Origin of the sequence: Lysinibacillus sp. NPDC047702 (assembly GCF_050272555.1) — a bacterium.
Classification (GTDB): domain Bacteria; phylum Bacillota; class Bacilli; order Bacillales_A; family Planococcaceae; genus Lysinibacillus.
Genome location: NZ_JBNNMG010000050.1, coordinates 1 through 25,861, shown reverse-complemented (window position 1 = coordinate 25,861; position 25,861 = coordinate 1). Strand labels below are relative to the sequence as shown.

Sequence of the window (25,861 nt, the reverse complement as noted above, 5' to 3'; positions counted from 1 at the left end):
CTTTTAAATTTTAATATGATCATTCTAGCTAGCAAAAATCGTTGTTATCTTTCCTTGAAATCGCTTACTTAAGTTGAGAATAGCATCAATTGGTATATACCACAATACACTTTTTACACTATTTCCCTCATTAGAAAAGGGTTTCAAAAATTGGGCTATAACCCTGTTTCAGGCAAATAAAAGGATTTTCCAAACTGGTATAGTCCAGAAAAAAGTTTAAAAAAATTTTGTGTTTTATCTGTAGAACCCATTAAAAATACTCATAAAAGGCAGGTTTCTCAGTAGGTATTGCAAGCTGCCATTTTTCAATAATCTCTTTTGTTGGCTGTTGATGGGCATATTTAACCGCTTCCATTACAGAAAGGTATCCTACCATCATGGCTGAAAAAAGATTGATTGGTAATGCTAACATATGCATCTCAGGGATTGAATTAGTCTCTGCTATTGAAACATTTCCATCTTTATTTATTTTGAAGATATGCCCATTCCATTCACAGAAAGAATCTTCTATATGCACATACAACGGCTCCTGAATTTCCTGCCACGAATATTGCTGCATAAAAGACAATACATCTACTATTCGAATCATGATATCCTGAACAACCTCTCTTTTAAACTGTGGTTCTTTAAAATGAAAACCAAAGTAATCGTTGTTAGAGGTAGTTCCCTTAATGCTATTGACACTTGCAGAATGTGATGTGATAAAGCGCCAAATTGCTTGTTCTGCCAGCAAATCCTCCACTATAAAATCATGAATCTCAAATATCTCATTGTGTATGGTATAACGAACATAGCCTGCCACTTTATCAGACTTAAAGTAGGCTGCCAAATGACTGTCTGGCATCCTTCTCTCTATTCTTTGCCACCAAGCATCATCCCGCAGCATACTTCCATTACGAATAAGTGCCTGTGCATTATGAAAATCTCTAATCTCACGATAAAGGTCATTATCTTTCCATTCAAAGCTCATTCGCTTAATAATGTCTAGTTGTTTTCCAAAGGTAGGAAACAGCATTTGCGGAATGGAGTAATGTAGTTTTTCAAAAAATAGTTCCCAGCCAAAGTAACGATAAAAGGAAACAGAAAATGGGGCTAAGACAGATACGGATTGCCCGTTTTCTCTCATTTTCAAGAGTGCCTCTGTCATCAGCCTTTTAATAATCCCCTGCTGCCGATATTCTGGATAGGTTGCTACAAAGCCAATTCCTCCCATAGCATAACTATTCCCATGTACAGTTATATTAAGAGGTAATATTAATAGCTGACCGACTATCTTCTGTGCATCATAAGCCCCTATCGCTGTACTATGCTCAATCCAGTATTGAAAATCCTCCCTACGTGCTCCTATATATTTATTAGGAAAACAATAATCTCTTAGTTGATGTACCTGAAAATAATCTTCTGGTGGAATTATTTTTATATTCATAAACAGATCACCCCCCATTCAATACTGAATATTCTCGAAATTCACAGACTTAAGTGCCTTTGAACATACGCCTTCACCTCATCCGCTGTAGAGAGTAATAAAATGCGCTCAATATGTCGCATTAATTGCTGCTTTGAAAGCTTAGCAATATGCGCACGCGTTTTTAGAATAGAAGAGGCGCTCATTGAAAACTCATTTAATCCCAGTCCTAGTAAAATCGGTATGGCTATTTCATCTGCCGCCATTTCACCACACATACCTACCCATTTATCTTGCCGATGGGCTGCATCAATAACGTTTTTAATTAATCTTAAAACGGCCGGATGATATGGCTGGTATAAATAAGACACATTTTCATTCATGCGATCTGCCGCTAATGTGTATTGAATTAAATCATTTGTGCCAATCGAAAAAAAGTCTACTTCTTTAGCAAAAATGTCAGCAATAATGGCTGCTGATGGGATTTCAATCATTATGCCAAGCTCTACGTTTTCAGCGACTAAATAGCCATTATTTTTTAAATGTTGCTGTTCCTCCAAAAAAATTGCCTTAGCTCTTTGAAATTCATCTAAAGTTGCAATCATTGGAAACATTATCTTTAAATGACCATAGGCACCTGCCCTTAATAATGCACGAAGCTGTACGCGAAAAATATCGTGCTGTGTTAAGCTAATTCGAATCGCTCGATAGCCAAGAAAAGGGTTCATTTCTGTTGGTAGTTTTAAATAAGGTAGATGCTTATCGCCGCCAATATCTAAGGTCCGAACAATGGTTGGCTTTCCCTGCATTTTATCAAGTACACTTTTATAGGCTTGAAACTGCTCCTCCTCTGAAGGTAGCTCCTGACGTCCCATATATAAAAATTCCGTTCGAAAAAGACCTATACCATCACCACCGACATTTAGGATTACATCTACATCCTCTGGTTTGCCAATATTACCGGCTATTTCCACAGCGCATCCATCTGCGCTAAAGCTTGCCAACGAACGGTACTGGAGAAGCTCTTCATATGCTGCTATATGCTGTGTTTGCAGCTGCTTGTAAAAGCTTGATATTTCTGAGGTAGGGTTCACAATAATTTTGCCATTTGTGCCGTCTAAAATAATTGAAACTCCTTGTTGAATAACTTGTGTAGCATTTTTTGTTCCTACCACCGCTGGAATCTCTAATGTTCGTGCCAGTATAGCAGAATGTGACGTTTTGCCACCAATATCCGTTATAAATCCCTTTACATATTTCGTATCTAGCATTGCAGTCATAGAGGGTGTTAAATCTGCCGCAACAATGATAACATCAGAGTTTAAACGATTAATATCTACCATTTCAATGCCTAGTAAATGCCCTAATATTCGTTTAGAGACATCTCTGATATCTGCCACTCGCTCCTGCATATAAATATTGTCTATTCCCTCAAACATCTCGATATACATATTCGCCACTTCATCTAAGGCAGACTCTGCATTCACACCTGCTAGAATTTTCGACTCAATGGCGGCAATCATTTCTGGATCTTCTAACACTAATAAATGTGCTGTAAAAATTGCTGCCTTGTCTGCACCAAATTTGCCCTGAGCCATTTCATAAATTTCTTGAAGCTCCTTTTTTGCTTTCCCCAAAGCAGCATTAAATCGTTCTAGTTCTTCTTGTACATCCAAAACAGTTACTTTTTCAAACGATAAATCGGAATCCTTTAAACAATATGCCTTTGCAAAGCTGATGCCGTCAGACACAGCTATTCCCTGTATTTCTAGCATTCCTCACCAATTCCTTTAGAAATGAATACTTCTGTAACCGTTTGAAAAAGCTTCTCTGCATCAGGCCCCTCTGCTGAAATTTCTACAATTCCTCCTGAAGCTACTCCCTGAGCCATAACACCCATAATTGATTTTAAATTTACCGATTTTTCCTTATACGTTAAGGCAACATCACATTCAAATGGTGTAACAGCAGTTACAAGTAATGCTGCAGGTCTAGCATGTAGTCCCTCTGGCGCTGTTATTTTATACATCTTTTTCATCGATATCCCCTCCGTTTTTCAATTAAAGTTAATCCGATGTTGATAGTTAGCCATCAAAGCCTCATTATGAGACCGATTGGATTCAACATTATTGCTTTCAAAAACTGGTAATACACTTCCTTCGCTTGCCATATTCTTTATCACTTCACTAAATAATGCATTTAAAATAAATGACCCAATCACTGTGGAAGCGGGTGCAAATTGAATTTCATTGTAGTTTAGTACACCATCGCCTATTGGTGTATGTGTGTTCATCATAATATCCACTATTTCCTCTAAGCGTTTTCCACTTGGATGACGCGAGGGCTGATCATGGTATTTAAGAGATTGCAGTGACATAACGAGTATCCCTGATTGTTTCGCTAGAATTGCTGCATCAATAGGTGCAGAATTTCGTCCTGAAGTGGAGATGACGATACATACATCATTTTCATAAAAGTCAAATTGCTCCTTATACTGATCTATAATCGTCGGATCCTTTTCATTTTTGGATGATGTTATAGCACCTGCATGTAATGTTAAAGGTTCAATAATAATCGGACGTACAGGCACAAGACCACCCGCACGATAAAATGCATCCTGTGCTAAAAGCTGAGAATGACCACAACCAAATAATTGCACAATCCCGCCACGTTGAAGCCGTTGTACAATCAACTGCGCAGCTTCAGTTATACGAGCATGTTCTTGCTCTTGTACGGTTTGCATTAACCTTTGTATTTCTTGAAAGTATGCATACATAGTATCACCTTTTAATTTCACTAATGAATTTGTATCGATCAGCTCGATAAGTACTGCGCACAAGCTCAAACGGAACCCCATCTGATAAATAACTTGTACGTTTAATAATTAAGACAGGTGCTGTATGATTAATTTGCAAAAATTTACTATCCTCTTTTGTTACAATAGCTGCCTCCATTTGTTGAATAGCATTACCAATTTTTTGATGGAATTTTGCTTCAATCAAAGCATACAATGACCCCATAATTTTCTTTTCATCTAACTCGGGATACACTTTTACTGGAATGTATGTTCTTTCGATTGCCATTGGCTTAGAATCCGCATTACGAATTCGCACTACAAAGAATACCTCTTCGCCAGGCTCTAACATTAAATCTCCTGCCACATCGACTGGAGGTACAATTTTTTCAAAGCGTAGAACCCTACTGCTTGGTTCCATCCCTCTAGCCCGCATGTCTTCTGTGAAACTCGTTAATCCCTTTAATGGCTGCTCCAATTTCGGATTAGCTACATAGGTGCCTCTTCCTTTTTCACGATACAGTAAGCCACTATTCACTAAGTTTGTAATAGATTGACGAACAGTCATTCTACTGACATCAAATTGCGTCGAAAGCTCACGTTCAGAAGGAATGTTTTCTCCAATCTTGTATTCTTCTAAATAAATGCGTTGTTTAATAATCTCTTCTATTTGTATATAGATAGGTATATGAGAATTTTTATCTAACAAGTCTTGCACCATCCTTATCGCCTCTTTACTTTCATTTCTCAAATACAACTTTACCTTGACAAATAGTTTTTTGCACATTTAATTTTTCATCAAGTAATACAAAATCTGCATCAAAGCCTTCTGCGATACGCCCCTTTGTTGTAAGCTGTAATTGCTTAGCAGCATTTGTAGAGGACATTGCAACAATTTCCTGCCAGGAGCAATTTGTGATCGCTTTCATATTTTTCACTGCTTGTTCCATCGTTAACACGCTGCCAGCTAAGGCTCCATTAGTCAAATGTGCCCCTTCCTTAGAAACATGAACGGTTTGACCACCTAAATCAAAATTACCGTACTGTAAGCCTTTCGCTCGCATTGCATCGGTAATTAAAATTATTCCTTGAGCTCCCTTAGTCCGATACGCCAGCTTGACAGCCTGAGGATGACTATGCACAAAATCTGCAATGATTTCAACCTTCACCGCATCCTCTACTAACACGCCTCCTACGACACCTGGATTGCGATGATGAAAAGGACGCATTTGATTATATAAATGTGTAGCCTGCCTTACACCAAGGACAACTGCCCTCTCCACATCCTCAATGGTTGCATCAGAATGTCCTATAGAAGGTATTACCTGTGAGTTCTTTAACGATTCAAGAAAGGCAAAGCCTCCCTCTACCTCAGGGGCAATCGTTATTTGTTTGATGCGTTGGTTACTTATTTTTTGCCATGCTGCAAATTGCTCGATGGAGGGTAGTATAATGTATTCTACTGGCTGAGCACCTGCCCTTTTTTTGGAAACGTATGGTCCCTCTAAATGGACTCCTAATAAGCCTGCTTCATCCTCACTATTTTCAAAAATTGCAATATTGGCTAAAGCGCTTTCAATTGCTTCTATTGATTGTGTCATTGTAGTAGCAAGAAATCCTGTTACACCCTCTTTTACTAAAGAACGAGCTATTTGATGTAAGGCAGATGGGGTTGCATCCATTGTATCGTGACCGGCAGAACCATGAATATGCATATCAATATAGCCAGGAAGCAAGAACCAATTTTTATCTTTGCCATCAATATAATGCTGAGCGCTATCGGATAATGCATGACTTATTTTTATGATCTTTTTATTGTCAATCAGCAAATTGCCCTTAAATGGCATCTTATCGTGATTGACAATCGTAACATTTGAAATTAATAGTGTCCCCTTCAATGAGTCACCCCCTTTATTCCCTTATGAAGGAGCATTGTTGAAGCAAACAACTATACCAATCTATCTTGGTATAGTTGTCTATACCAATTATATGCCGCTTTCACAAAAATAAAAAGTAATTTTTTCATATTTTCTAAATTTTCCTTTAAAACTTGATGATTCACTAGCCTTTTCGCTTTTTTGAGCAATAAAAAAAAGAGCAATACATGCTCCTTTTGTTTCATTATGTATTGACGAATCCCGATTGTGCCGTAATGCCAAGAAACATTCGTTTTGAACCCGCAATTCGCAGGGGGGTGCCCGCTTTGCAGTTTTAAACGTCCCGCTCCTTGTTAGGGCATGTTTGCGACTACAAAATGAAGGCTCCCAATTCTATAATGTTCGGTCAAAACTGTTAGGTAGAATCAGCAGATAAACAAACACATCAGGATTCGTATTACAGCTATCATAACATCATATTTCAGATAATTCAAACGATTTTTTCAATTAAAATATAAATTACTGCGAAAACGCAAAAAATACCTAGATTCCCAACATTTTTTGCTAGAGAATCCAGGTATTTAGAAGTACTATTTATCTTTTAAATGCTTTAATCGCTAAATTTAACTCATCCAATTGTTCTGAAGAAACAGCACTTGGTGCATTTGTTAATAGGCAACTAGCACTTGCTGTTTTCGGGAATGCAATTGTGTCACGTAAATTGTTGCGACCTGCTAGTATCATGACGAAGCGGTCAAGACCAAATGCTAGACCTGCATGTGGTGGCACACCGTATTCAAATGCTTCTAATAGGTAGCCAAATTGAGCTTTTGCTTCCTCTTCTGAGAAACCAAGTAATGCGAACATTTTTTCCTGTAACTCACGCTCATAAATACGAAGTGAGCCTCCACCAAGCTCATAGCCATTTAATACGATATCGTAGGCTTGTGCACGTACAGCAGAAGGATCAGTTTCCATTAATGGAATATCCTCATCAAATGGACGTGTAAACGGGTGATGTGCTGCTTTGTAGCGACCATCTTCCTCAGAGTATTCCAATAGTGGCCAATCTGTAATCCATAGGAAAGCAAATTGAGATTCATCAATCAAGTCTAAGTCATGGCCTAATTTCGTACGAAGCGCACCAAGAGAAGCAGCTACTACAGATGCTTGATCAGCAACAAATACTAGAATATCTCCAACTTCTGCTTTCATACGCTCTATTAATGCACTTGCTAATGCTTCATCAAAGAATTTCGCAATCGGACCATTTAAGCCTTCCTCTGTTACCTTTAACCAAGCAAGACCTTTTGCTCCATAAATACCAACGAATTTTGTTAATTCATCCATATCTTTACGAGAGTATCTATCTGCAGCACCTTTAATATTAATACTTTTTACTTGTTTTCCTTGTGCTACTGTATCAGCAAATACTTTAAAACCACAGCCATCAAAAATATCATTTAAAGCAACAAGCTCTAAGCCAAAACGTACGTCAGGTTTATCTGAGCCGTAACGGTCCATTGCCTCTTGATATTTCATGCGTTGGAACGGAGCAGGAATATCAATACCTTTAACTTCCTTCATAACAGCTTGGATTAAGCGTTCATTCATTTCTAAAATTTCTTCTTGTGTTAAAAAGCTTGTTTCAATATCGACCTGTGTAAACTCTGGCTGACGGTCAGCTCGTAGATCTTCATCACGGAAGCAGCGTGCAATTTGGAAGTATTTCTCAAAGCCTGCCACCATTAATAATTGTTTAAATAACTGTGGTGATTGCGGCAATGCATAAAATTCACCTTCATGGACACGTGAGGGTACTAAATAGTCACGAGCTCCCTCTGGAGAAGATTTTGTTAAAATTGGTGTCTCCACTTCTAGGAAATCTTCGTTTTGTAAGAAATTACGAATTGTACGTGTTACATCTGAACGCAGCTTGAATGTATCATACATAACTGGACGACGAAGGTCTAAATAGCGGTATTTTAAACGTAGATCTTCAGAAACATCCGTACGGTCTTCGATTTGGAATGGCGGTGTTTTTGCTGTATTAATTACAATTAATTTCGATGCCTCTACCTCAATTTTTCCATTTGGCACATTTGGATTAATTTGATCTTCTGCTCGAAGGATAACTGTCCCTTCCACTTCAATAACATATTCACTACGTACTTTATCTGCTAAAGCATGTGCCTCAGCAACATCAGGACTAAAAACAACCTGTGTGATGCCAGTACGATCACGTAGATCAATAAAAATTAAACCACCTAGGTCACGGCGGCGTTGTACCCAACCTTTTAATACGACTTTTTCGCCTTGTAACACTTCTGATAATTCGTTACTAGCATGTGTTCTTGTAGCCATTTTAACAATTCCTCCAAATGATTTATTTACTTATGTAGTATACATTTCCTACTAAGTAGTGAATTGCTGCCAAGGAATCTTCGTTTTTTGTTAAACATTATCTGTCCAAAATGAAAAGTATGATTCATCAGTAATTGGACAGATAATGCCTTTGTCTATCAATTCCGATCTTGGCAATATGATGATGCTTGTGTTCATTTATTGTTTTAATAGGTAATTTACTAATTCTGAGAAAGCGACTTTTTGTTGTTCGCCTGATTCCATATGTTTAACAGCAGCCACTTGCTCTTCAAGCTCTGTTTCTCCTAGAACAATCGTATATTTTGCACCTAAACGGTCAGCGGATTTCATTTGTGCCTTCATTTTGCGATCCAAATAATCCATCTCAGTGGCAATGCCCTTGGCGCGGAAGGTACTTGTTAATTCTACTGCTTTTAGCTTCGCTTCATCACCCATTGCAATCATATAGACATCAAGACCTGATGCTGTGTCTAATTCAACTCCCTCGGCTTCAAGAGCTAGTAAAAGACGCTCAATACTTAATGCAAAACCGATTCCCGGTACATCTGGTCCACCAATTTCTTCGACTAGTCCATTGTAGCGCCCTCCACCACAAAGAGTCGTAATAGCGCCAAAGCCAGAAGCTGTTGACATAATTTCAAATGTCGTATGATTGTAATAATCAAGACCTCTCACAAGATTTGGATCAACCTCATATGAAATACCTAAAATATCTAAATACGTTTTAACTTGAGCGAAATAGGCTGCTGATTCCTCAGTTAGGAAATCCGTTAATGCTGGTGCAGAATTCATTAATGGATGCTCACGGTCCACTTTACAGTCTAGGATGCGCAATGGATTTTTTTGTAATCGATTTTGACAATCTGTACAAAATTCATGAATATGTGGTTCAAAATGCTGGAGCAGTGCCGTACGATGTGTATCGCGTGTAACTTTATCGCCAAGTGAATTGATGACTAATTTTAAATCCTTTAAGCCTGCTGATTCATAAACATCCATGGCTAGTGCAATCACTTCAGCATCAATAGCTGGATCAGCTGAACCAATTGCCTCCACTCCAAATTGAACAAATTGACGATAACGTCCAGCTTGCTGACGCTCATAACGGAACATAGGTCCTATATAGGATAGCTTAACTGGCTGATCAGGAGCACCGAACATTTTATGCTCAACATAGGCTCGAACTACACCAGCTGTGTTTTCAGGACGTAGCGTTAATGAACGCCCACCACGATCCTCAAAGGTATACATTTCTTTTTGTACAACATCAGTTGTTTCACCAACACCACGTGCAAATAAATCTGTTTGCTCAAAAATAGGTGTACGGATTTCGTTATAACGATAAACATGACAAATATCTCGAATAATCGCTTCGACTTTTTGCCATTTCTCTGATTGCCCCGGCAATATATCCTGCGTCCCACGTGGTACCTTAAAACTCATATAACTACCTCCTCTATTGATTGCTTATGAAAGATTTTTGAGTACCTGCTCGTTTAAACGAAGTTCTTTCTCTTAGGTGAGCAGATTCTCCCCCTTTTAAGCGACTCTTCTCTCAAATTGAGTCGATTCGCTTTTGAGAGACTCTCCCCCAATTGAGCGGACCCCAATTTTTTAGAAACAAAAAAGCTCCCGTCTCCTTGCATATTGCAAGGGACGAGAGCTATAGAAGCTTCCGCGGTTCCACCCTAGTTGACGCGCTTAACAACGAGCGTCCTCCTCATAATCGGATAACGGCCGATTCCGTTTTTTCCTACTAAGTTTTACTTTTCAGAAAAAAGCCTCTCAAGTGTTGTTCACGTTATACGTTTTTGTAGGAAAGATTGCAGCCTAGGTCTTTCCCTCTCTTTTCCAATAGAGGTATACGCTACTTGCTTGGTCATAAGCAGTGAATCATTTTTTAATTACCCCTTATGTTAGTCACAACGAGAGACAATGTCAACTGTTTTTGTATTTTTAACGAAACAGTTGCGAAAACAACAAATTCCATTACCATTTTCCCACGAATTCTATTACTAAAGCATGGTAAAATAGCACAAGGAATAGGAGGAATTTGATGAGGACAAAACTTTTACATATCATGATCATCTTCTTGCTAATGTTAACGATTGCCATTCCAAGTAAAATTAATGTTCAAAGTGCGTTTGCCGACACCAGTGATTTAAAAGTGACGGGGACAATTCTTCATTTACGTGAGGGACCAGGACTGTCCTATCCCATTATTACAACGTTAGAAGAGGGTGATTCCTTAACTTCTATTGGTCGAGAAGGAGACTGGATTCAAGTAAAAACAGGCAATGACGAAGGTTGGGTAGCATCATGGCTAACTGCTCCTATAAATGCTAAACAAACGATTGATAAAACCGTTATTTCACAGGTTGATCGTCTTAATATTCGCACGGAACCCGATATTTCTTCTGCAGTTCTTGGGCAACTATCAACGGGTAAACAAGCTAATCTGATTGAAGAAAGTGGCGAATGGGCGAAAATTGATTGGAACGGGCTAGTTGGCTGGGTTTCGACAGATTATGTTACCATTAATAAAATACCTGAGAAAAAATCTGATTCGGAAAAACCTGTCATTGAAGTATCGACAAAAAAGGTGAACAAGGATACAACATTTACAGTGTTAGTGGATACACTGAATGTTCGAAAAAAGCCCGATTTAAATGCGAAAAAAGTAGGTTCTGTTAAGAAGGGAAAAGCCTTTAAAGTATTAGCCCAAGAGCATAATTGGGTACAAATTCAGTACAGCAATAAAATAACTGGCTGGGTATATAGTTTTTATGGCACATTTTCAAATGTAGAAAAAACCAAATCTACATCTTCCTCATCTACAGAGCTGGAATCTGTGACTATTATCTATAATGGGACAAACCTACGGACAGATGCTACTACAACGGCTGAAGTTGTAGAACGTGTAGATGCAGGCAAAAGCTACCCTATTGTAGGTGCGAAAGATGATTTTTATGAAATACAATTAGATAACAAAACTGCATTTGTAGCGAACTGGGTCGTTACAACTACATCCAACAAAGCTGTGACAACCAAAAAGAATACATCTGAGCCTCGTAAAAAGGGAACGTTAAATGGTCTTACAATTGTTGTTGATGCAGGACATGGTGGAAATGATCATGGTACTACTGGTCAACGAGGTACTGATGAGAAGGAAATCACGTTGAAAACTGCTTCTCTGCTTGCTTCAAAGTTGAGTGCAGCAGGTGCAGATGTAGTAATGACTAGAGAATCAGATGAATATGTAGCACTTCGAAAACGTGTATCTATAGCCCATCAGCATGAGGCAGATGCTTTTATTAGTATTCATTACGATGCGACGGACGATAGCTCCATTAATGGCTTTACATCATACTATTTAAACAGCAATCAAAAGGCCCTTGCTGAGGCCATTCATAATGGGCTTTCTAGTAAAATTGATTTAAGGGATCGTGGGGCCCAGCAAGGGAATTTCTTAGTGCTCAGGGAAAATCGACAAAAGGCTGTCCTTATTGAATTAGGCTTCTTAAGTAATGCAAGTGAGGAACGTGTTGTTACAACAGCAAAATTCCGAGAACAAGCAAGTCTGGGAATTTATCAAGGCATCTTAAATTATTTTAATGAAAGCGATTAAAATTCAAAAAGCTGTGCAGAAAGAAGATAATAATCTACTTTTCTGCACAGCCTTTTCTTTTAAGAGATTCCCAGTGCGACAGCCGCAATTAATGCAATACAGGCTATGACAGCCCAGCCAAGAATCATCTTCCAAATAAATTTAATCCATTTTTCATACGGAATGCCTGCCACAGCCAAATATGCCATCAATGCCGATGAAGTAGGAATAATAGAGTTAGTTAATGAATCTCCATATTGGAATGCTAAAACAGCAACTTGACGCTCTAAACCTAGTAAATCTGTAATAGGGATCATAATTGGCATTGTTGCTGCTGCCTGACCACTACCAGATGAGATAAACAAGTTTAAGAGGGCTTGAATAAATAACATCCCAATCGCACTAATGGAATGTGGCAAATGACCAATCGTTTCAGATGCAGCATAAACAATAGTATCAATAATTTTTCCCTGCTCAAGTACAACTGTAATGGCACGTGCAAAACCTACAATAAGTGCACCAAAGGTAACAGCCTTAGCCCCATCAATAAAGGAATCAAAAATTGTTCCAGGTTTTAATCCACCTAAAAGACCAGCAAGTAAACCCATAATTAAAAAGGATGCAGTTAATTGTGTTAAAAACCAGCCCCAGTTAAAGACTCCATAAATATTAAATCCAATACCACAAGCCATCGCAATGAACACTAATTTATGTTTTCCTGTTAAGGTTGGCATAGCAATTGTAGATAGATTTGTTTTAGCCTTTTGCTCAATGTCATAAATAACACTTGCTTGCGGATTCTTTTTTACTTTAAAGGCATAACGAGATACATAAAAAATTGCAAAGCCTAATACAAATACATACACAACAGCTCGGAAGCCAATTCCAGAAAATAAAGGTACATCAGCTAAGGATTGTGCAACCCCCACCGTAAATGGATTGAGCATTCCTCCAAAAAAACCACTAGCGGCACCAAGCGTAATCATAGCTGTTCCAGTGATTGCATCAAATCCCATTGCACGGGCAATCGCTACCCCTATCGGCACAAAAATAATTGTTTCTTCTGCCATTCCCATGGTGAAACCGCCAACAGAGAATAAAATCATTGATAATGGAATTAGCAGCTTCTCTCTGCCTTCTAATGCTTTTACACCCTTATAAACACCCGCCTCTATCGCACCAGTAGCACGAATAATCCCAAATACACCGCTTACTAGGAAAATATAAAATATAATCTGGGCTCCTTTTTCTAGCCCCATTGGAATGGCTGTAAACATTTCAAAAAATGATACGGGATCACTCTCAATATGATGATAGCTTCCATCTACAACCAGCATTCGACCTTCCTTGTCCTCTACACGGTCAAATTCCCCTGCTGGAATAATATAGCTTAAAATACCTGCAAGAAAAATAATAGCAAAAATGATCGTATATGTATGAGGTACCTTTAGCCAGCTTTTCTTTTTTACAATTTGTTCATTTTCCATTACTCCACCCACTTATCTTCAATAATTCAGACATTAGCGTTTTTCCAATTAATAGATATTCCTCCTTTTTATTTTTGTCGCTATATGTCGTTTAATTGAAAATAAATATACAATAGTTCAAATTTATTGTAAAGTATTAATTTTCTATCATTTCAGATCTCTAATAGATTAGTTGCTTTATACAACTTTCGCGGGCGACCTTGATGGTATGGATGCTCTTCACCAGATAATACAAGAAATTTTTGCTCAATTAATCGATTAATCATTCTTTCTGCCGATCGACGAGAAAGATTTAAATACATTGATAATTCTGTTGCAGAAAAAGGTCGATTATTATTTAACTTAATAAATTGCCTAATTAAATTTAAATTTTTAGCACTCATTTTTAATTTTTCAGCAATCTCTAAAATATGCTGATCATTATTCGATAATGCTATTTTTTTATTATTTTCAAATAATGGTCTATGAAGTCGATTTTCTTCATCAACTAGGCACAAAACAGAGGAATGCTCGTCAAATTTTGTTGTAAAAAACAAAGCTTGGGAGGAATGTGTCTCAGCTTCATGTAATGAATATCCAAACCCTATTCCAATACGAAAAGACGTTTCGAATTGTACTTCAAACTGCTTCATTAACGATGTTAAATAAACCCTATCAAGCGTTTCAATCACCCCTCTAGTAGAAAAAATTAAGTAGGGCTCTTGAAGGGATTGAGCTACCCTTGCATGAAACATTTTGCATACTTTTTCCAAATTCTCCATCCATAACTGTTTATTTGCAATAGAGTTCTCTCTGCTACAAATTGATACAACAGCGATTTGTGATGAAATTAATAGGGTGTTTTTATAAGTATTAAGGGCTTTATTTACCGTCGATATAAAAGTCTGTTTCCTTTCGACCATATAGCTTGCCGGGACTCCAGCTTGTTGTAATGCTTCATAAACAGCATGTAAGCTAGTAAGTGCAAGCTCTGTCTTCCCTGCTCTATATAACTCCTTATGGAACATTATATAGTCATCAATCTGGAAGTGATCTATTTTTTCGTTTTGATCATATACCCAAGCGTAATCTATTGCATGCATCTCTGGAGATTGAATATCTGCCTCTTTTAAAACTTGATTTAGAATATCTTTTTTAGGTAAATCCATTGATAGGTTAGACAATTCTACCTTCTGGTTATGTTGTACGGATAGCAATGATAGGGATAATGTTAATTCATCAAAGGGAATATAGGTTGCTTGAATCTTTTTAGCCTTTATCTTATCCATACAGTAATAATAGGAAATTGATCCAGCAAATAATAAGATGTCTGCATGGTCAGCAGCCTCATCAATCAATTCAATACTTTGCTCAGGTACCATGTAAGGGAAATGAATAAATTGCACTTGAGGAAACACAGAAAAGTTTTGTTTTATGTTATTCCAGAAAAATAATGAACCAAGTACGGCTATCCTTTGCATCGTTTTACCTCCCTTTTATAAATGGCAGAATATTTAGATAATTATACAATAAAAATGGCTTTCCATCATGAAAAAAAACCTTCAGTCACATATTGTGAATTGAAGGCATCTAAGTCATTTATTTTTTAACTGTTGCCAAGGTAACCCATACAATTTCCTCCATACGAATGAAGAAAGGTGTACGACTAATCTCCACAACGATATGGTCAGGTAATACTGAGGCTAATACACCTTGCTGAATATTTTTCTCGGTTTGTACTACAATAGCCTGACCAATCATCATGTTAAGAGTTTCGTATAAATATGGATTTGATATGCTTCCCATTTTCGTCATTTTTAAGACACTTCCTTCCTACAAAACTAACCATACTTTATAGTGTATGAAGGAAATATAGGAAATGTACCATTATTTTGACTCAAGAAGTATAGTAACTGGACCATCGTTTGTAAGTGCAACGTCCATCATCGCACCAAATATACCTGTCTCCACTTGTAAGCCGTGTAAACGTAAGGCATCATTAAAAGCCTGCCATAACGGCTCCGCAACTTCTGGTCTAGCTGCATTTATAAAACTTGGCCGATTCCCCTTTTTTGCATCCCCATACAATGTAAATTGTGAGACGGATAGTATAGCCCCTCCATGCTCTAAAATAGAATGGTTCATTTTTCCATCAGCATCTTCCCAAAGACGGAGATTAGCTATCTTTTTGGCTAAATAGTCTATATCCTCTTGTGTATCCTCATGTGTAATCCCTACCAAAAGGACATAACCATTATCAATAGCACCTGTTACTTTCCCGTCAACCGTAACAGTGGCCGCTTTACTACGTTGTAAAACTACTTTCATTCTTTAAAACCTCAATTCTATCGTTGTAACTTTCCATCAATAAGAAAGTTAATCCAACCAAGGACTCTTTTAATTAATCACACGTTGCACTGAATAAATATCTGGAGTTTGTTTAATACGCTCTACAACTTTATGCAAATGTGAAATATTTGAAATTGATATTGTTAAATGAATAGTCGCCATTTTTTCACGATCAGCACGACCACTGACAGCTAAGATATTCGTCTTCGTTTCACTAACAATTTGCATAATTTCATTTAATATACCAGGTCGATCAAAGGCTGATACTTCAATATCAACTGGGTACTCTTTTTTCTCAGGAGTCAGTCCATTTTCCCACTCTACCTCTATCAAACGTTCCTGCTCATCCTCTATTTGAATGTTAGGACAATCTGCACGGTGTACTGAAACACCTCTACCTTTCGTAATAAAGCCGACAATGTCATCTCCAGGCACAGGTGTACAACAACGCGAAAGTCGGATAAGCATATTGTCAATACCTTTTACGATAACACCTGATTCTGTGCGCTTTTGTGGAACAAGAGTCTTCATTTTTTGCTCGATTTTCTCGAGTGCTTCTTCCTGCTCACGCTCTTTACGGCGTTTTTCTGCTAATCGATTAACAACTTGCTGTGCAGTTATACCATTAACACCAACAGCTGCATATAAATCCTCTTCGTTTGTGTAGTTAAATTTGTCGCAAACACGTTTTAAATTCTCAACTGACATGGTTTCCTTCATGTCATAATCCTGTGCACGGATTTCCTTTTCAATCATCTCTTTGCCTTTGATAATATTTTCTTCACGAAGATGACGTTTGAAAAACTGTTTTATTTTATTTTTCGCCTGTGAGGATTGCGCTATTTTAAGCCAATCACGACTTGGGCCAAAAGATTGTTTAGAGGTTAAAATCTCAATGATATCTCCCGTTTTCAAAGGTGTATCAAGCGGTACCATTTTACCATTGATTTTCGCGCCAATTGTACGATTTCCGACTTCTGAATGCACACGGTATGCGAAGTCGATAGGTACAGAACCTGCTGGTAATTCAATGACATCTCCCTCAGGTGTGAAGACATAAACCATATCAGAAAATAAATCAAATTTTAAGGACTCCATAAATTCCTCAGCATTTGAGGATTCATTTTGAAACTCTAAAATTTCACGGAACCATGTTAATTTTTGATCAACATTTTGTTTTTCAGTATCAATCTTTTTACCTTCTTTATAGGCCCAATGTGCAGCAATCCCGTACTCAGCAATCTTATGCATTTCCTTTGTACGAATTTGCACCTCTAAGGGGTCACCATAAGGGCCAATTACTGTCGTATGCAGTGATTGATAAAGGTTTTGCTTAGGCATTGCAATATAATCCTTAAAGCGCCCAGGCATCGGCTTCCATAATGTATGCACGATTCCTAGCACAGCATAGCAATCTTTAATACTATCGACCAATACACGAATGGCTAATAAATCATAAATCTCATTAAATTGTTTTTTTTGTAACACCATTTTGCGATAGATGCTGTAGATGTGTTTTGGACGACCATAAATATCCGCATCAATTTCGACCTCTGTAAGCTGTGACTTCATCTCAGCCATAACATTTTCTAAATACGCCTCACGTTCATCGCGTTTTTTCTTCATTAGACTAACAATGCGGTAATATTGCTGTGGATTTAAATAACGAAGAGCTGTATCCTCAAGCTCCCATTTAACTGTCGAAATTCCAAGACGATGCGCAAGCGGTGCAAAAATTTCAAGCGTCTCTTTGGAGATACGGCGTTGCTTTTCAGCAGGTAAATGCTTGAGCGTCCGCATATTGTGTAGACGATCAGCAAGTTTAATTAAAATGACACGAATATCCTGTGCCATAGCAACAAACATTTTACGATGATTTTCTGCTTGTTGCGCTTCTTTTGATAAATATTTAATTTTCCCCAGCTTTGTCACGCCATCAACAAGCATTGCAACCTCTTCGCCGAATTCGCGAACTAAATCGTCGCGCGTAAAATCTGTATCCTCGACAACATCATGTAAAAAACCAGCCGCAACTGTTTCAGGGTCCATTTGTAATTCAGCCAAAATACCAGCTACTTGCACTGGGTGAATAATATACGGTTCACCTGAGCTTCGGAATTGCTCAATATGGGCATTTCTCGCTAATTCATATGCTTTTTTCACGAATGCGACATTTTCATCATTCATGTAGGATTTGACTAACTCAAATACGTCCTCGGGAGTCAAAATTTGCTCTTTCGCCATAACATGTCCACCTTGCTCGTCAAATTTTTCAGATTAGATATAAATTTAATTGTATAAAATATTGTAGCCTATTGTAAAGTGACTGTGTCATTTTGTTTAGTTAATCTCGTGAACAATGTGAAAAATGGGAGAATTTTTCTTCATAATGAATAAAAAGACCCTCTGCGAATGTAATATTTCGCAAAGAGTCTTTCTTTTCGTATAATTGGTTAGCTTAATTTATTATACGCAACAGCAATTTTAGCCCCTACAACTGCATTATTTTTTACTAATGCAATGTTTGCATCAAGGCTTTTACCCGCTGTTAATTCTTTTACTTTTCCAAGTAAGAATGGCGTAACGTTTTTGCCTTGGATACCATTTTCTTCTGCTTCTATTAGCGCTTTTTCAATGATTTCTGTAATGAATGCATGCTCAAGCGCCTCAGACTCAGGAATAGGATTCGCAATGACCGCTCCGCCCTTCAAGCCTAATTGCCATTTTGCACGTAACATCTCTGCCACTTCTTCTGGTGTATCAAGTTTAAAGTTAACATCGAAACCACTTTGACGAGTATAGAACGCAGGTACCTCATCTGTGCCATATCCAACGACAGGTACACCCTTAGTTTCAAGATATTCTAATGTTAAACCAATATCTAAAATAGATTTAGCACCTGCACAAATTACAGCCACATTTGTTTGTGCCAATTCTTCTAAATCTGCTGAGATATCCATCGTAGTTTCAGCGCCTCGATGAACACCACCAATACCGCCTGTTACGAAAATTTCAATACCTGCAAGTTCCGCACAAATCATTGTTGCCGCAACAGTTGTCGCACCTAATTTTTTTGTTGCCAATAAATAGCCAAGGTCACGACGTGAAGTTTTTGCTACTCCTTGTGCATTACCGAACATTTCAAGTTCTTCATCTGATAAACCGATTTTAATTTTCCCATCAATTAATGCAATCGTTGCTGGAACTGCACCATTGTCACGGATAATTTGTTCTACTTCACGCGCAGTTTGTACGTTTTGAGGGTATGGCATGCCGTGAGAGATAATTGTTGATTCTAATGCTACGATTGGTAAACCCTTTGCCTGTCCTGCTTTTACTTCCTCTGATAATACGATGAATTCTTTCATGTTGTTATTCCTCCATTTCGCTTTTTAACAAATCTACGGATAATTCAGGTCTTACTGTATATGGGGATGCCAGTGTATTTTTAGCATTTGTTAAACCAGCATCAATACATATTGCGAAGGATTGTCCAGTAAGCCAGCTATGGATCACAGCGCTGACAAAGGCGTCCCCTGCACCTGTTACATCTTCAATCTTTTCAATAATCTTAGCCTTAAAATGACTTGGCTTAATTGAAGTCGATGCTGCAAATACACCTTTACTTCCTGCTGTAATAATGACATGCTCTGCACCTAACTGAAGTAGCTGCATTAATGCTTTTTCATAATCGGCAGCGCTTTCAATTGCATGTCCAACAATTGTTTCCGCTTCGTCCGTGTTACAAATAAACCAAGTAACCCCTTGCAATGTATCAGGTAGTCGATTCATTTTAGGGGAAGACACAGGCACAATGACTAACGGAATTTCACGAGCAATTGCCATCTGTTGAATATAGGCTACTGTTTCCTTAGGGCAATTTAAATCCAAAATAAAGCATCCAGCATTGACAAGCATCGCCTCATGCTTTTTTAATAAGCTTGGCAGCAAGAGTTCATAAACTTCCATGTTAGCAACAGCCAGTGCTAGCTCTCCCTGCTCGTCCATTATTGCAGTATAGGAGCCAGTTGAAGCATCTGGTAATTGCTCGACATAACGTAAATTCATAAATGACTCGGAAGCCTCTTGGATAACTTGCCAATCAGCATCCTTACCTGCCGTTGTTAGTAATGTTACCTGATGATTTAGCCTACCTAGGTTCTCAGCAATGTTTCGCCCAACACCACCCACGCTAAATGAAGAGCTTGCAGGATTAGAAGTACCAAATTGAACGTTACCCTTCACGTGAAATTTTCGATCTAGATTTGCACCACCGATACAAATAATTTCATTTTCCTCGGGTAAAATATACGCACGACCTACTATTTTCCCCTGCTTTGTTAAGCTCGACACTAAGTTGGCTAGGACTGGACGAGATAGATTCATCTTATCCGCCATCTCTTGCTGAGACATAAACGGATTTTGACGAATTAATGCCAGTACCGCCTGTTCTCTTTCATTCATAGCATCACCTTTTATTATATTTGTTTACATTATAAACTTTTGTTTATTAAAAGTCAAAAAAAATGAACCCAATAACGATCATTGAGTTCCTCTTTTCATTCTTATTCAGCATGAGCCTGTCTCTGTGGCTGTTTTTTTACCATAATAACAAATAAGCTTGCTAACGCACAGAAAACACCTGCTAGGAAAAAAGCCCATGTATAAGAATTGAAAAACTTATAAATAAGCCCTCCACCATAAGCAGCTAAAGCAGCACCTGCCTGGTGTGATGCAAAAATCCATCCATAAATAACACCACTTTTATTCGTGCCAAAAGTTTGTCTAGCAATACTAATGGTAGGAGGTACAGTGGCAATCCAATCTAATCCGTAAAATATTGTAAAGATTGCTAGTAAGGAAAGTGAACCTTGTGATAATGCGTAAGGTAGTAACAGCAAGGACATCCCTCTTAAAAGATAGTACCAAAACAATAACCACCGATTATCGAAACGATCTGACAGCCAACCTGACAAAGTAGTACCAACGAGATTAAATATGCCCATAAAAGAAAGAAACGATGCGGCAGTGACTAGTGGTACACCAAAGCTCATACAATAAGAAACAAAATGAGTTCCGACTAATCCGCTTGTTGAAAGACCACAAATAAAGAAGCTTCCCGCTAATAGCCAAAACTCCTTAACCTTTACAGCCTCAAATAGTCCACTAAAGGCAATAATAATTGGATTTTTTTTATGAGGCTCCGAGGGTACTTCTAGCTCTTCTTCCTGTCCATAAGGTAGCATCCCAATATCTTGTGGCTTGTTTTTTATAAATAGCAAAATGATGACAAACATAAGCGTACTAAGCAGAAGAATTAAGCCAATCGCATGTCTCCAAGAAAACTGCTCAATGATAATAGCCAGTACAGGCAGTAAAATTAATTGACCTGTTGCTGTACTTGCTGTTAGAATCCCCACTGCTAACCCTCTTCTTTTTACAAACCAATGGTTGGCTACATATGGACTTAGCACAGTTAAAAAGAGGCTAGCCCCTAAACCAATTATTCCTCCCCAAATAATGATTAATTGCCATGATTGGCTCATAAAAAGTGTAAGTATCAAGCCTATTACAAGGGTCGCCATCGCTCCTAGCATTATCTTCTTTAAACCAGCTACTTCAAGTAATGCGGCCATAAATGGTCCAGAAAACCCATATAAAAATAAGCTAATCGCAAACGCTAGAGCAATTAAGGACCTATCCCAATTAAATTCCTTTTCAAATGAATTTATAAAAACTCCTGATGATGACATAGTAATACCAGCTACGATGATTGAGAAAAATGCGATAATGAGAATAAACCAACTATAATGAATACGCTTCACCATAACACCTTCATTTCCTGAAAGATTTTCAAATTAAATATGTATATACATGTTTTTGATTACATTACATGTATATACATATATAATGATAGTAAGAGCATTTATAGCTGTCAAGCAGTATTTCTCATATGATAGGTGTATACTGAAGCTATCTGAATCCATAAAGGGGAACTGAACTAATGGAGAATAATCTGAAGACTCTAGATTATACGCAGATATGTGTTTGCGCAAACCTTAGAAAAAAAACAAGATCTGTGACGCAATTGTATGACAAGTTGCTTCAGCCGACTGGTCTAAAGGTCACTCAATATTCAATGCTTGCCAATATTGCTCATCAACAAACCGTTTCGGTAAGTCGATTGGGTGAAATTTTGCAACTTGACCAAACCACTGTTACGCGAAATATAAATATTTTAAAACAAAGCGGCTATGTTGAATTAACAAGAAATCCACAAGATGCACGAACGAAGATCATTTCATTAACGGTTAAGGGAATAGAAAAACTAAATGAAGCTACCCCTATTTGGCAGGCTATTCAAGAAAGGATTATTGCTGATATCGGCATTGATCAATATGCAAATTTCTATGACACATTAAGAACCATCCAAAAAATCATCCGCTCTTACGATGAAGTGTAGTTTTTATGGGGATTGAAACTTAATTGAAGAGTGCCTATGGACTTGATTGCTCGTATAATCATGGGGGGGACTGTTTTGAACGCTTACCTAAGCGATATGGCAGGAGACCCGAGCGGTTTTCATGTTTACCTGAGCGATTTGGCTGGGAACCCGAGCGATTTTCACGCACACCTGAGTGGAACTGCCGGCAACCCGAGCGATTTTTACACTTACCTGAGCGGAACTACGAGGGAACCGAGCGATTTTCACGCACACCTGAGCAAAACTACTGGCGAACCGAGCGATTTTTTTGCACACCTGAGCGAATCAGCTGTCAAACCGAGTAGTTTTTGACCCACTCACTGGAGCCATTTTGTCTGTCTGCCAAAATTCCATACAAAAAAAAGCGCCATAATCATGTGGCGCTTTCCATTTAGCTGTATTAATATTCAATAAGTGTTTTCACGTTTAAATCGCCAAGTTTTGCACGACCATTTAGCTCTTTTAATTCAATTAGGAAGGCACAGCCAATAACCTGACCACCTAATTGCTCCACTAAACGAACTGTCGCTTCAACAGTGCCTCCTGTCGCAAGTAGATCATCACAAATTAACACCTTTTGACCTGGCTTAATTGCATCTTTATGCATAGTTAATGTATCTTTTCCGTATTCAAGACCATAATCAGCACTTACCACTTCACGCGGTAATTTCCCTGGTTTACGAACAGGGGCAAAGCCAATTTCAAGCGCGTAAGCAACTGGACATCCAATAATAAAGCCGCGAGCCTCTGGACCTACTATAATTTCTGCACCTAACTCTTTGGCATAAGTGACGATTTGATCAGTTGCATATTTATATGCAGGACCATTATCCATAATTGTTGTGATATCTTTGAAGCTAATGCCCTCTTTTGGCCAGTTCTCAACCGTTGTTACATATTGCTTTAAATCCATGATATTGCTCCTCCTACGAACCTTTTTCGTCTATTAATGTAATCGTTCATCAAACCATTGTTTTAATTCTATATAAGGGGCATAGACCAGCTTTTGCTCCATTTCAATCTGTTCTGAACGTTGTTTGTAAGACGGTGCCTCCGTAAGCTCCTGTTTTGTGGCATTCACGTTGACAGTCGTCAGTCCACTCTCCATTTTAACAAAACCAAGCTCAAAAAACACCTGTGTCATAAATTTTAATGCATCTAATGGCCAACCTGTATGCTTTGCTAAATCTGCTAAATGCATATTAAGTGGAAAAGCAGGGCGATTTTTCAAAAATTTATAGTACCAAGCAAATTGCTCGCGTGTTGGCAAGCCATTGAAATATTGTGAATCAGGCATATAAAAATGCGCATAAATACGGGATGGAGCAGTTTTTTGTAATACATTTTCTAACAGTTGAACATTTTGAGGTAAATCTAAAAGCACAACATAATTGGTTTGTCCCACATTTGAAAGTGAAGAATCTACTGCTAGAATAGGCTCACCAATAAGAGATTGGTAGTAAGTCAATGTCTCTGGACGGAAGGCAATAAATGTTACTTCTTCTTTCGGAACTGTATTTAACCAGCGAGCCGTTTGACGGATACCGCGAATATCAAATAATTGCCACTCTGTTGTTTGAACATCTTCAATCATAAATTGTGCCTTTTTACGTCCCTGCCACTCATTAATTTGTAAATCCCCTGTAAAAGATACTTTTATGCCATATGTTAACTCTTCATGTAGATGACCTTTATTAAAGCCAACACTATCTAATTTTTCATAGCCATCTGTCAACTCCATTTTAATATGGTTTTCAGCTGCACCTATTTTACGCATAGAGGCAATTTCCACATCCTCTAATACATAAACTGGCTTCGGAAAATCTGTACCAAATGGACCGAGCGTTGAAATCTCCTCGATAGCATCAGCAGAAATTTCATCTAGCTTTAAAGGTATATCGATAGCCAATACAGGTGTTAGCTGCTCCTCTGATAAACAAGCTTTTGCTTGAGCATCTAAGCGTAATCGTAATTCATCAACATGCTCGATAGATAATGTCATGCCGGCTGCCATAGGATGTCCACCAAAATGAGGTAGTATATCTCTATTTTTGGCTAGTTCATTGTATAAATGAAATCCTTCAATACTACGGGCAGAGCCTTTTGCTGTCCTTTTTTCATTGTCTAATGAAAGTACAATTGTTGGACGGTAATAAAGTTCAACAAGTCGAGATGCAACAATTCCCACAACACCTGCATTCCAGCCCTCTCCTGCAACGACTAAAACAAGTGAATTCCGAATTGTTTCATCTGATTCGATAAGAGCGATTGCCTGGTCTGTTATACTTTTAACAATATCTTTGCGCTCACTATTACATGCATTGAGCTGTTTTGCCAATGCTGTTGCCTTTGCATGATCCTCAGCCATTAATAGCTCTACACCAGGAGCCGCTTCTCCAAGACGACCAACTGCATTTAAGCGCGGACCAAAATAAAAGCCGATTGTTTCTTCATTAATCTTAGCTTGCTCAGTGCTTGCTACTTCACACATTGCCAGTACCCAAGGGCTTAGAGAACGGCGCATTTCTTCTATTCCGCGCTTTACAAGATAACGATTTTCATCCACTAATGGCACTAAATCTGCTACAGTTCCGACAGCTACCAATTCCATTAGATGTGTAGGTAACTCACCATATAAAGCATGTGCCAACTTAAAAGCTACACCCACACCTGCAAGCTCGCCAAATGGATAATGCCCTTCTGGTATGCGAGGATGTAAAATAATATCCGCTGGTGGTAATTCATCACCTGGTTCATGATGGTCAGTTACAATAACATCCATGCCAAGTTCCTTTGCGATACGAATTGGTTCAATGCCTGAAATTCCATTATCTACTGTAATAATTAGCTGAACACCCTCGTCATATGCTTCACGAAATAGATCCTCATGTGGTCCATAGCCGTGAATAAAACGATTCGGTATTTTAAACGATACATCAGCTCCAAGATCAAGTAGCACATTTAGCATGACAGTTGTACTTGTCACACCATCTGCATCATAATCTCCATAAACTAATATTTTTTCCCCATTCTCAAATGCTTGCTCAATACGTGCCACAGCTTCAGCCATATTATGCATTAAAAATGGATCATGAATATTTGCTTCTGTCATATTTAATAAACTCTCTGCATCTGCGGATGTTGCGCAGCCTCGTGCCGCTAAAATTTTCGCTGCAATTGCAGACAGCTGTAAGTCATTTTGTAATGTTTGTACGAGTTTGGCATTTGGTCGCTCCACCTGCCATCTTTTTTTTGATAGAATCATCTTCTCACTTCCTTACGAAGGCTATTATACCGAAAATCTATCTTATTCGCACTATCAGTTAGATTGATAGTTTTATCCATAAGTTTCTTAATGCTATCAATCTCATAAAAAAACCTACTCTATTAAAGAGTAGGCATAGTGTTGAAATAAGATTATGTCAATGAAAATGCCACAAATTTTTTGTGGCATTTTTATGATTCTATTTGTTTTTTTAAACAGATTCTTCTAT

The 25,861-nt window shown here is 38.1% G+C and carries 20 protein-coding genes, 1 other RNA gene and 1 other annotated feature; of the genes, 2 read left to right on the top strand and 19 right to left on the bottom strand.

Annotation, left to right across the window (positions count from 1 at the left end):
- Positions 1-250 precede the first annotated feature (250 nt).
- The 9 genes from ACQKIM_RS20030 to hisS form a co-directional block, all read right to left on the bottom strand.
- Positions 251-1,426, bottom strand: a complete 1,176-nt coding sequence (locus tag ACQKIM_RS20030) for a GNAT family N-acetyltransferase (protein ID WP_427547372.1) — start codon at positions 1,424-1,426, stop codon at positions 251-253.
- A gap of 41 nt (positions 1,427-1,467) precedes the next feature.
- On the bottom strand, positions 1,468-3,180 hold the full coding sequence (gene ptsP / locus ACQKIM_RS20025) for a phosphoenolpyruvate--protein phosphotransferase (protein ID WP_427547369.1): 1,713 nt from the start codon (positions 3,178-3,180) through the stop codon (positions 1,468-1,470).
- A complete protein-coding gene (locus tag ACQKIM_RS20020) occupies positions 3,174-3,443 on the bottom strand; it encodes an HPr family phosphocarrier protein (protein WP_427547366.1) in 270 nt (89 codons plus the stop codon). Before ACQKIM_RS20020 ends, ptsP begins: the two co-directional genes overlap by 7 nt.
- 18 nt (positions 3,444-3,461) lie before the next feature.
- Positions 3,462-4,181, bottom strand: coding sequence for a sugar isomerase domain-containing protein (locus ACQKIM_RS20015; protein ID WP_427547424.1), 720 nt, complete (start codon positions 4,179-4,181; stop codon positions 3,462-3,464).
- Positions 4,182-4,185: 4 nt separating this feature from the next.
- The gene (locus ACQKIM_RS20010) at positions 4,186-4,908 is read right to left on the bottom strand and encodes a GntR family transcriptional regulator (RefSeq protein WP_353051160.1); all 723 of its coding nucleotides are present in this window, start codon (positions 4,906-4,908) and stop codon (positions 4,186-4,188) included.
- A 31-nt stretch (positions 4,909-4,939) separates the two neighbouring features.
- The gene (gene nagA, locus ACQKIM_RS20005; protein ID WP_427547363.1) at positions 4,940-6,097 is read right to left on the bottom strand and encodes an N-acetylglucosamine-6-phosphate deacetylase; all 1,158 of its coding nucleotides are present in this window, start codon (positions 6,095-6,097) and stop codon (positions 4,940-4,942) included.
- A gap of 233 nt (positions 6,098-6,330) precedes the next feature.
- Positions 6,331-6,531: non-coding RNA, 6S RNA (ssrS, locus tag ACQKIM_RS20000), on the bottom strand.
- 139 nt (positions 6,532-6,670) lie between these two features.
- Positions 6,671-8,440 carry an aspartate--tRNA ligase gene (gene aspS, locus ACQKIM_RS19995; RefSeq protein ID WP_427547360.1) on the bottom strand — a complete coding sequence of 590 codons (1,770 nt, stop codon included), beginning with the start codon at positions 8,438-8,440 and terminating at the stop codon, positions 6,671-6,673.
- 198 nt (positions 8,441-8,638) lie between these two features.
- A complete protein-coding gene (gene hisS, locus ACQKIM_RS19990) occupies positions 8,639-9,904 on the bottom strand; it encodes a histidine--tRNA ligase (protein ID WP_427547357.1) in 1,266 nt (421 codons plus the stop codon).
- A 206-nt stretch (positions 9,905-10,110) separates the two neighbouring features.
- Positions 10,111-10,353: a binding site (T-box leader), on the bottom strand.
- 164 nt (positions 10,354-10,517) lie between these two features.
- Between hisS and ACQKIM_RS19985 the strand changes: the two genes are divergently transcribed.
- Positions 10,518-12,089 (top strand): N-acetylmuramoyl-L-alanine amidase, encoded by a 1,572-nt coding sequence (locus ACQKIM_RS19985; RefSeq protein ID WP_427547354.1) that lies wholly within the window; start codon positions 10,518-10,520, stop codon positions 12,087-12,089.
- 59 nt (positions 12,090-12,148) lie between these two features.
- On the opposite strand, the gene ACQKIM_RS19980 is transcribed toward ACQKIM_RS19985, so the two are convergent.
- The 8 genes from ACQKIM_RS19980 to ACQKIM_RS19945 all read right to left on the bottom strand — a co-directional run bounded on the left by ACQKIM_RS19980 (position 12,149) and on the right by ACQKIM_RS19945 (position 21,708).
- Positions 12,149-13,555, bottom strand: a complete 1,407-nt coding sequence (locus tag ACQKIM_RS19980) for a YfcC family protein (protein ID WP_427547351.1) — start codon at positions 13,553-13,555, stop codon at positions 12,149-12,151.
- A gap of 152 nt (positions 13,556-13,707) precedes the next feature.
- Positions 13,708-15,015 carry a MarR family transcriptional regulator gene (locus ACQKIM_RS19975; protein ID WP_427547348.1) on the bottom strand — a complete coding sequence of 436 codons (1,308 nt, stop codon included), beginning with the start codon at positions 15,013-15,015 and terminating at the stop codon, positions 13,708-13,710.
- A gap of 118 nt (positions 15,016-15,133) precedes the next feature.
- Positions 15,134-15,349 carry a DUF2642 domain-containing protein gene (locus ACQKIM_RS19970; protein WP_427547345.1) on the bottom strand — a complete coding sequence of 72 codons (216 nt, stop codon included), beginning with the start codon at positions 15,347-15,349 and terminating at the stop codon, positions 15,134-15,136.
- 72 nt (positions 15,350-15,421) lie between these two features.
- On the bottom strand, positions 15,422-15,862 hold the full coding sequence (dtd, locus tag ACQKIM_RS19965; protein WP_427547343.1) for a D-aminoacyl-tRNA deacylase: 441 nt from the start codon (positions 15,860-15,862) through the stop codon (positions 15,422-15,424).
- Positions 15,863-15,931: 69 nt separating this feature from the next.
- The gene (locus tag ACQKIM_RS19960; RefSeq protein ID WP_427547340.1) at positions 15,932-18,127 is read right to left on the bottom strand and encodes a RelA/SpoT family protein; all 2,196 of its coding nucleotides are present in this window, start codon (positions 18,125-18,127) and stop codon (positions 15,932-15,934) included.
- 209 nt (positions 18,128-18,336) lie between these two features.
- Positions 18,337-19,251: a pseudouridine-5'-phosphate glycosidase gene (locus tag ACQKIM_RS19955; RefSeq protein WP_427547337.1), complete on the bottom strand. Its 915-nt coding sequence runs from the start codon at positions 19,249-19,251 to the stop codon at positions 18,337-18,339.
- Positions 19,252-19,255: 4 nt separating this feature from the next.
- A complete protein-coding gene (locus tag ACQKIM_RS19950) occupies positions 19,256-20,347 on the bottom strand; it encodes a carbohydrate kinase (protein ID WP_427547334.1) in 1,092 nt (363 codons plus the stop codon).
- A 101-nt stretch (positions 20,348-20,448) separates the two neighbouring features.
- Positions 20,449-21,708 (bottom strand): MFS transporter, encoded by a 1,260-nt coding sequence (locus ACQKIM_RS19945; RefSeq protein WP_427547421.1) that lies wholly within the window; start codon positions 21,706-21,708, stop codon positions 20,449-20,451.
- A 179-nt stretch (positions 21,709-21,887) separates the two neighbouring features.
- Here ACQKIM_RS19945 and ACQKIM_RS19940 point away from each other — a divergent pair, with 179 nt between their 5' ends.
- Positions 21,888-22,346, top strand: a complete 459-nt coding sequence (locus ACQKIM_RS19940; protein WP_427547331.1) for a MarR family winged helix-turn-helix transcriptional regulator — start codon at positions 21,888-21,890, stop codon at positions 22,344-22,346.
- A gap of 421 nt (positions 22,347-22,767) precedes the next feature.
- On the opposite strand, the gene ACQKIM_RS19935 is transcribed toward ACQKIM_RS19940, so the two are convergent.
- Together ACQKIM_RS19935 and recJ are read right to left on the bottom strand one after the other, a co-directional pair.
- Positions 22,768-23,280, bottom strand: a complete 513-nt coding sequence (locus ACQKIM_RS19935; protein ID WP_427547328.1) for an adenine phosphoribosyltransferase — start codon at positions 23,278-23,280, stop codon at positions 22,768-22,770.
- A gap of 33 nt (positions 23,281-23,313) precedes the next feature.
- Positions 23,314-25,632 carry a single-stranded-DNA-specific exonuclease RecJ gene (gene recJ / locus ACQKIM_RS19930; protein ID WP_427547325.1) on the bottom strand — a complete coding sequence of 773 codons (2,319 nt, stop codon included), beginning with the start codon at positions 25,630-25,632 and terminating at the stop codon, positions 23,314-23,316.
- Positions 25,633-25,861: the final 229 nt, after the last annotated feature.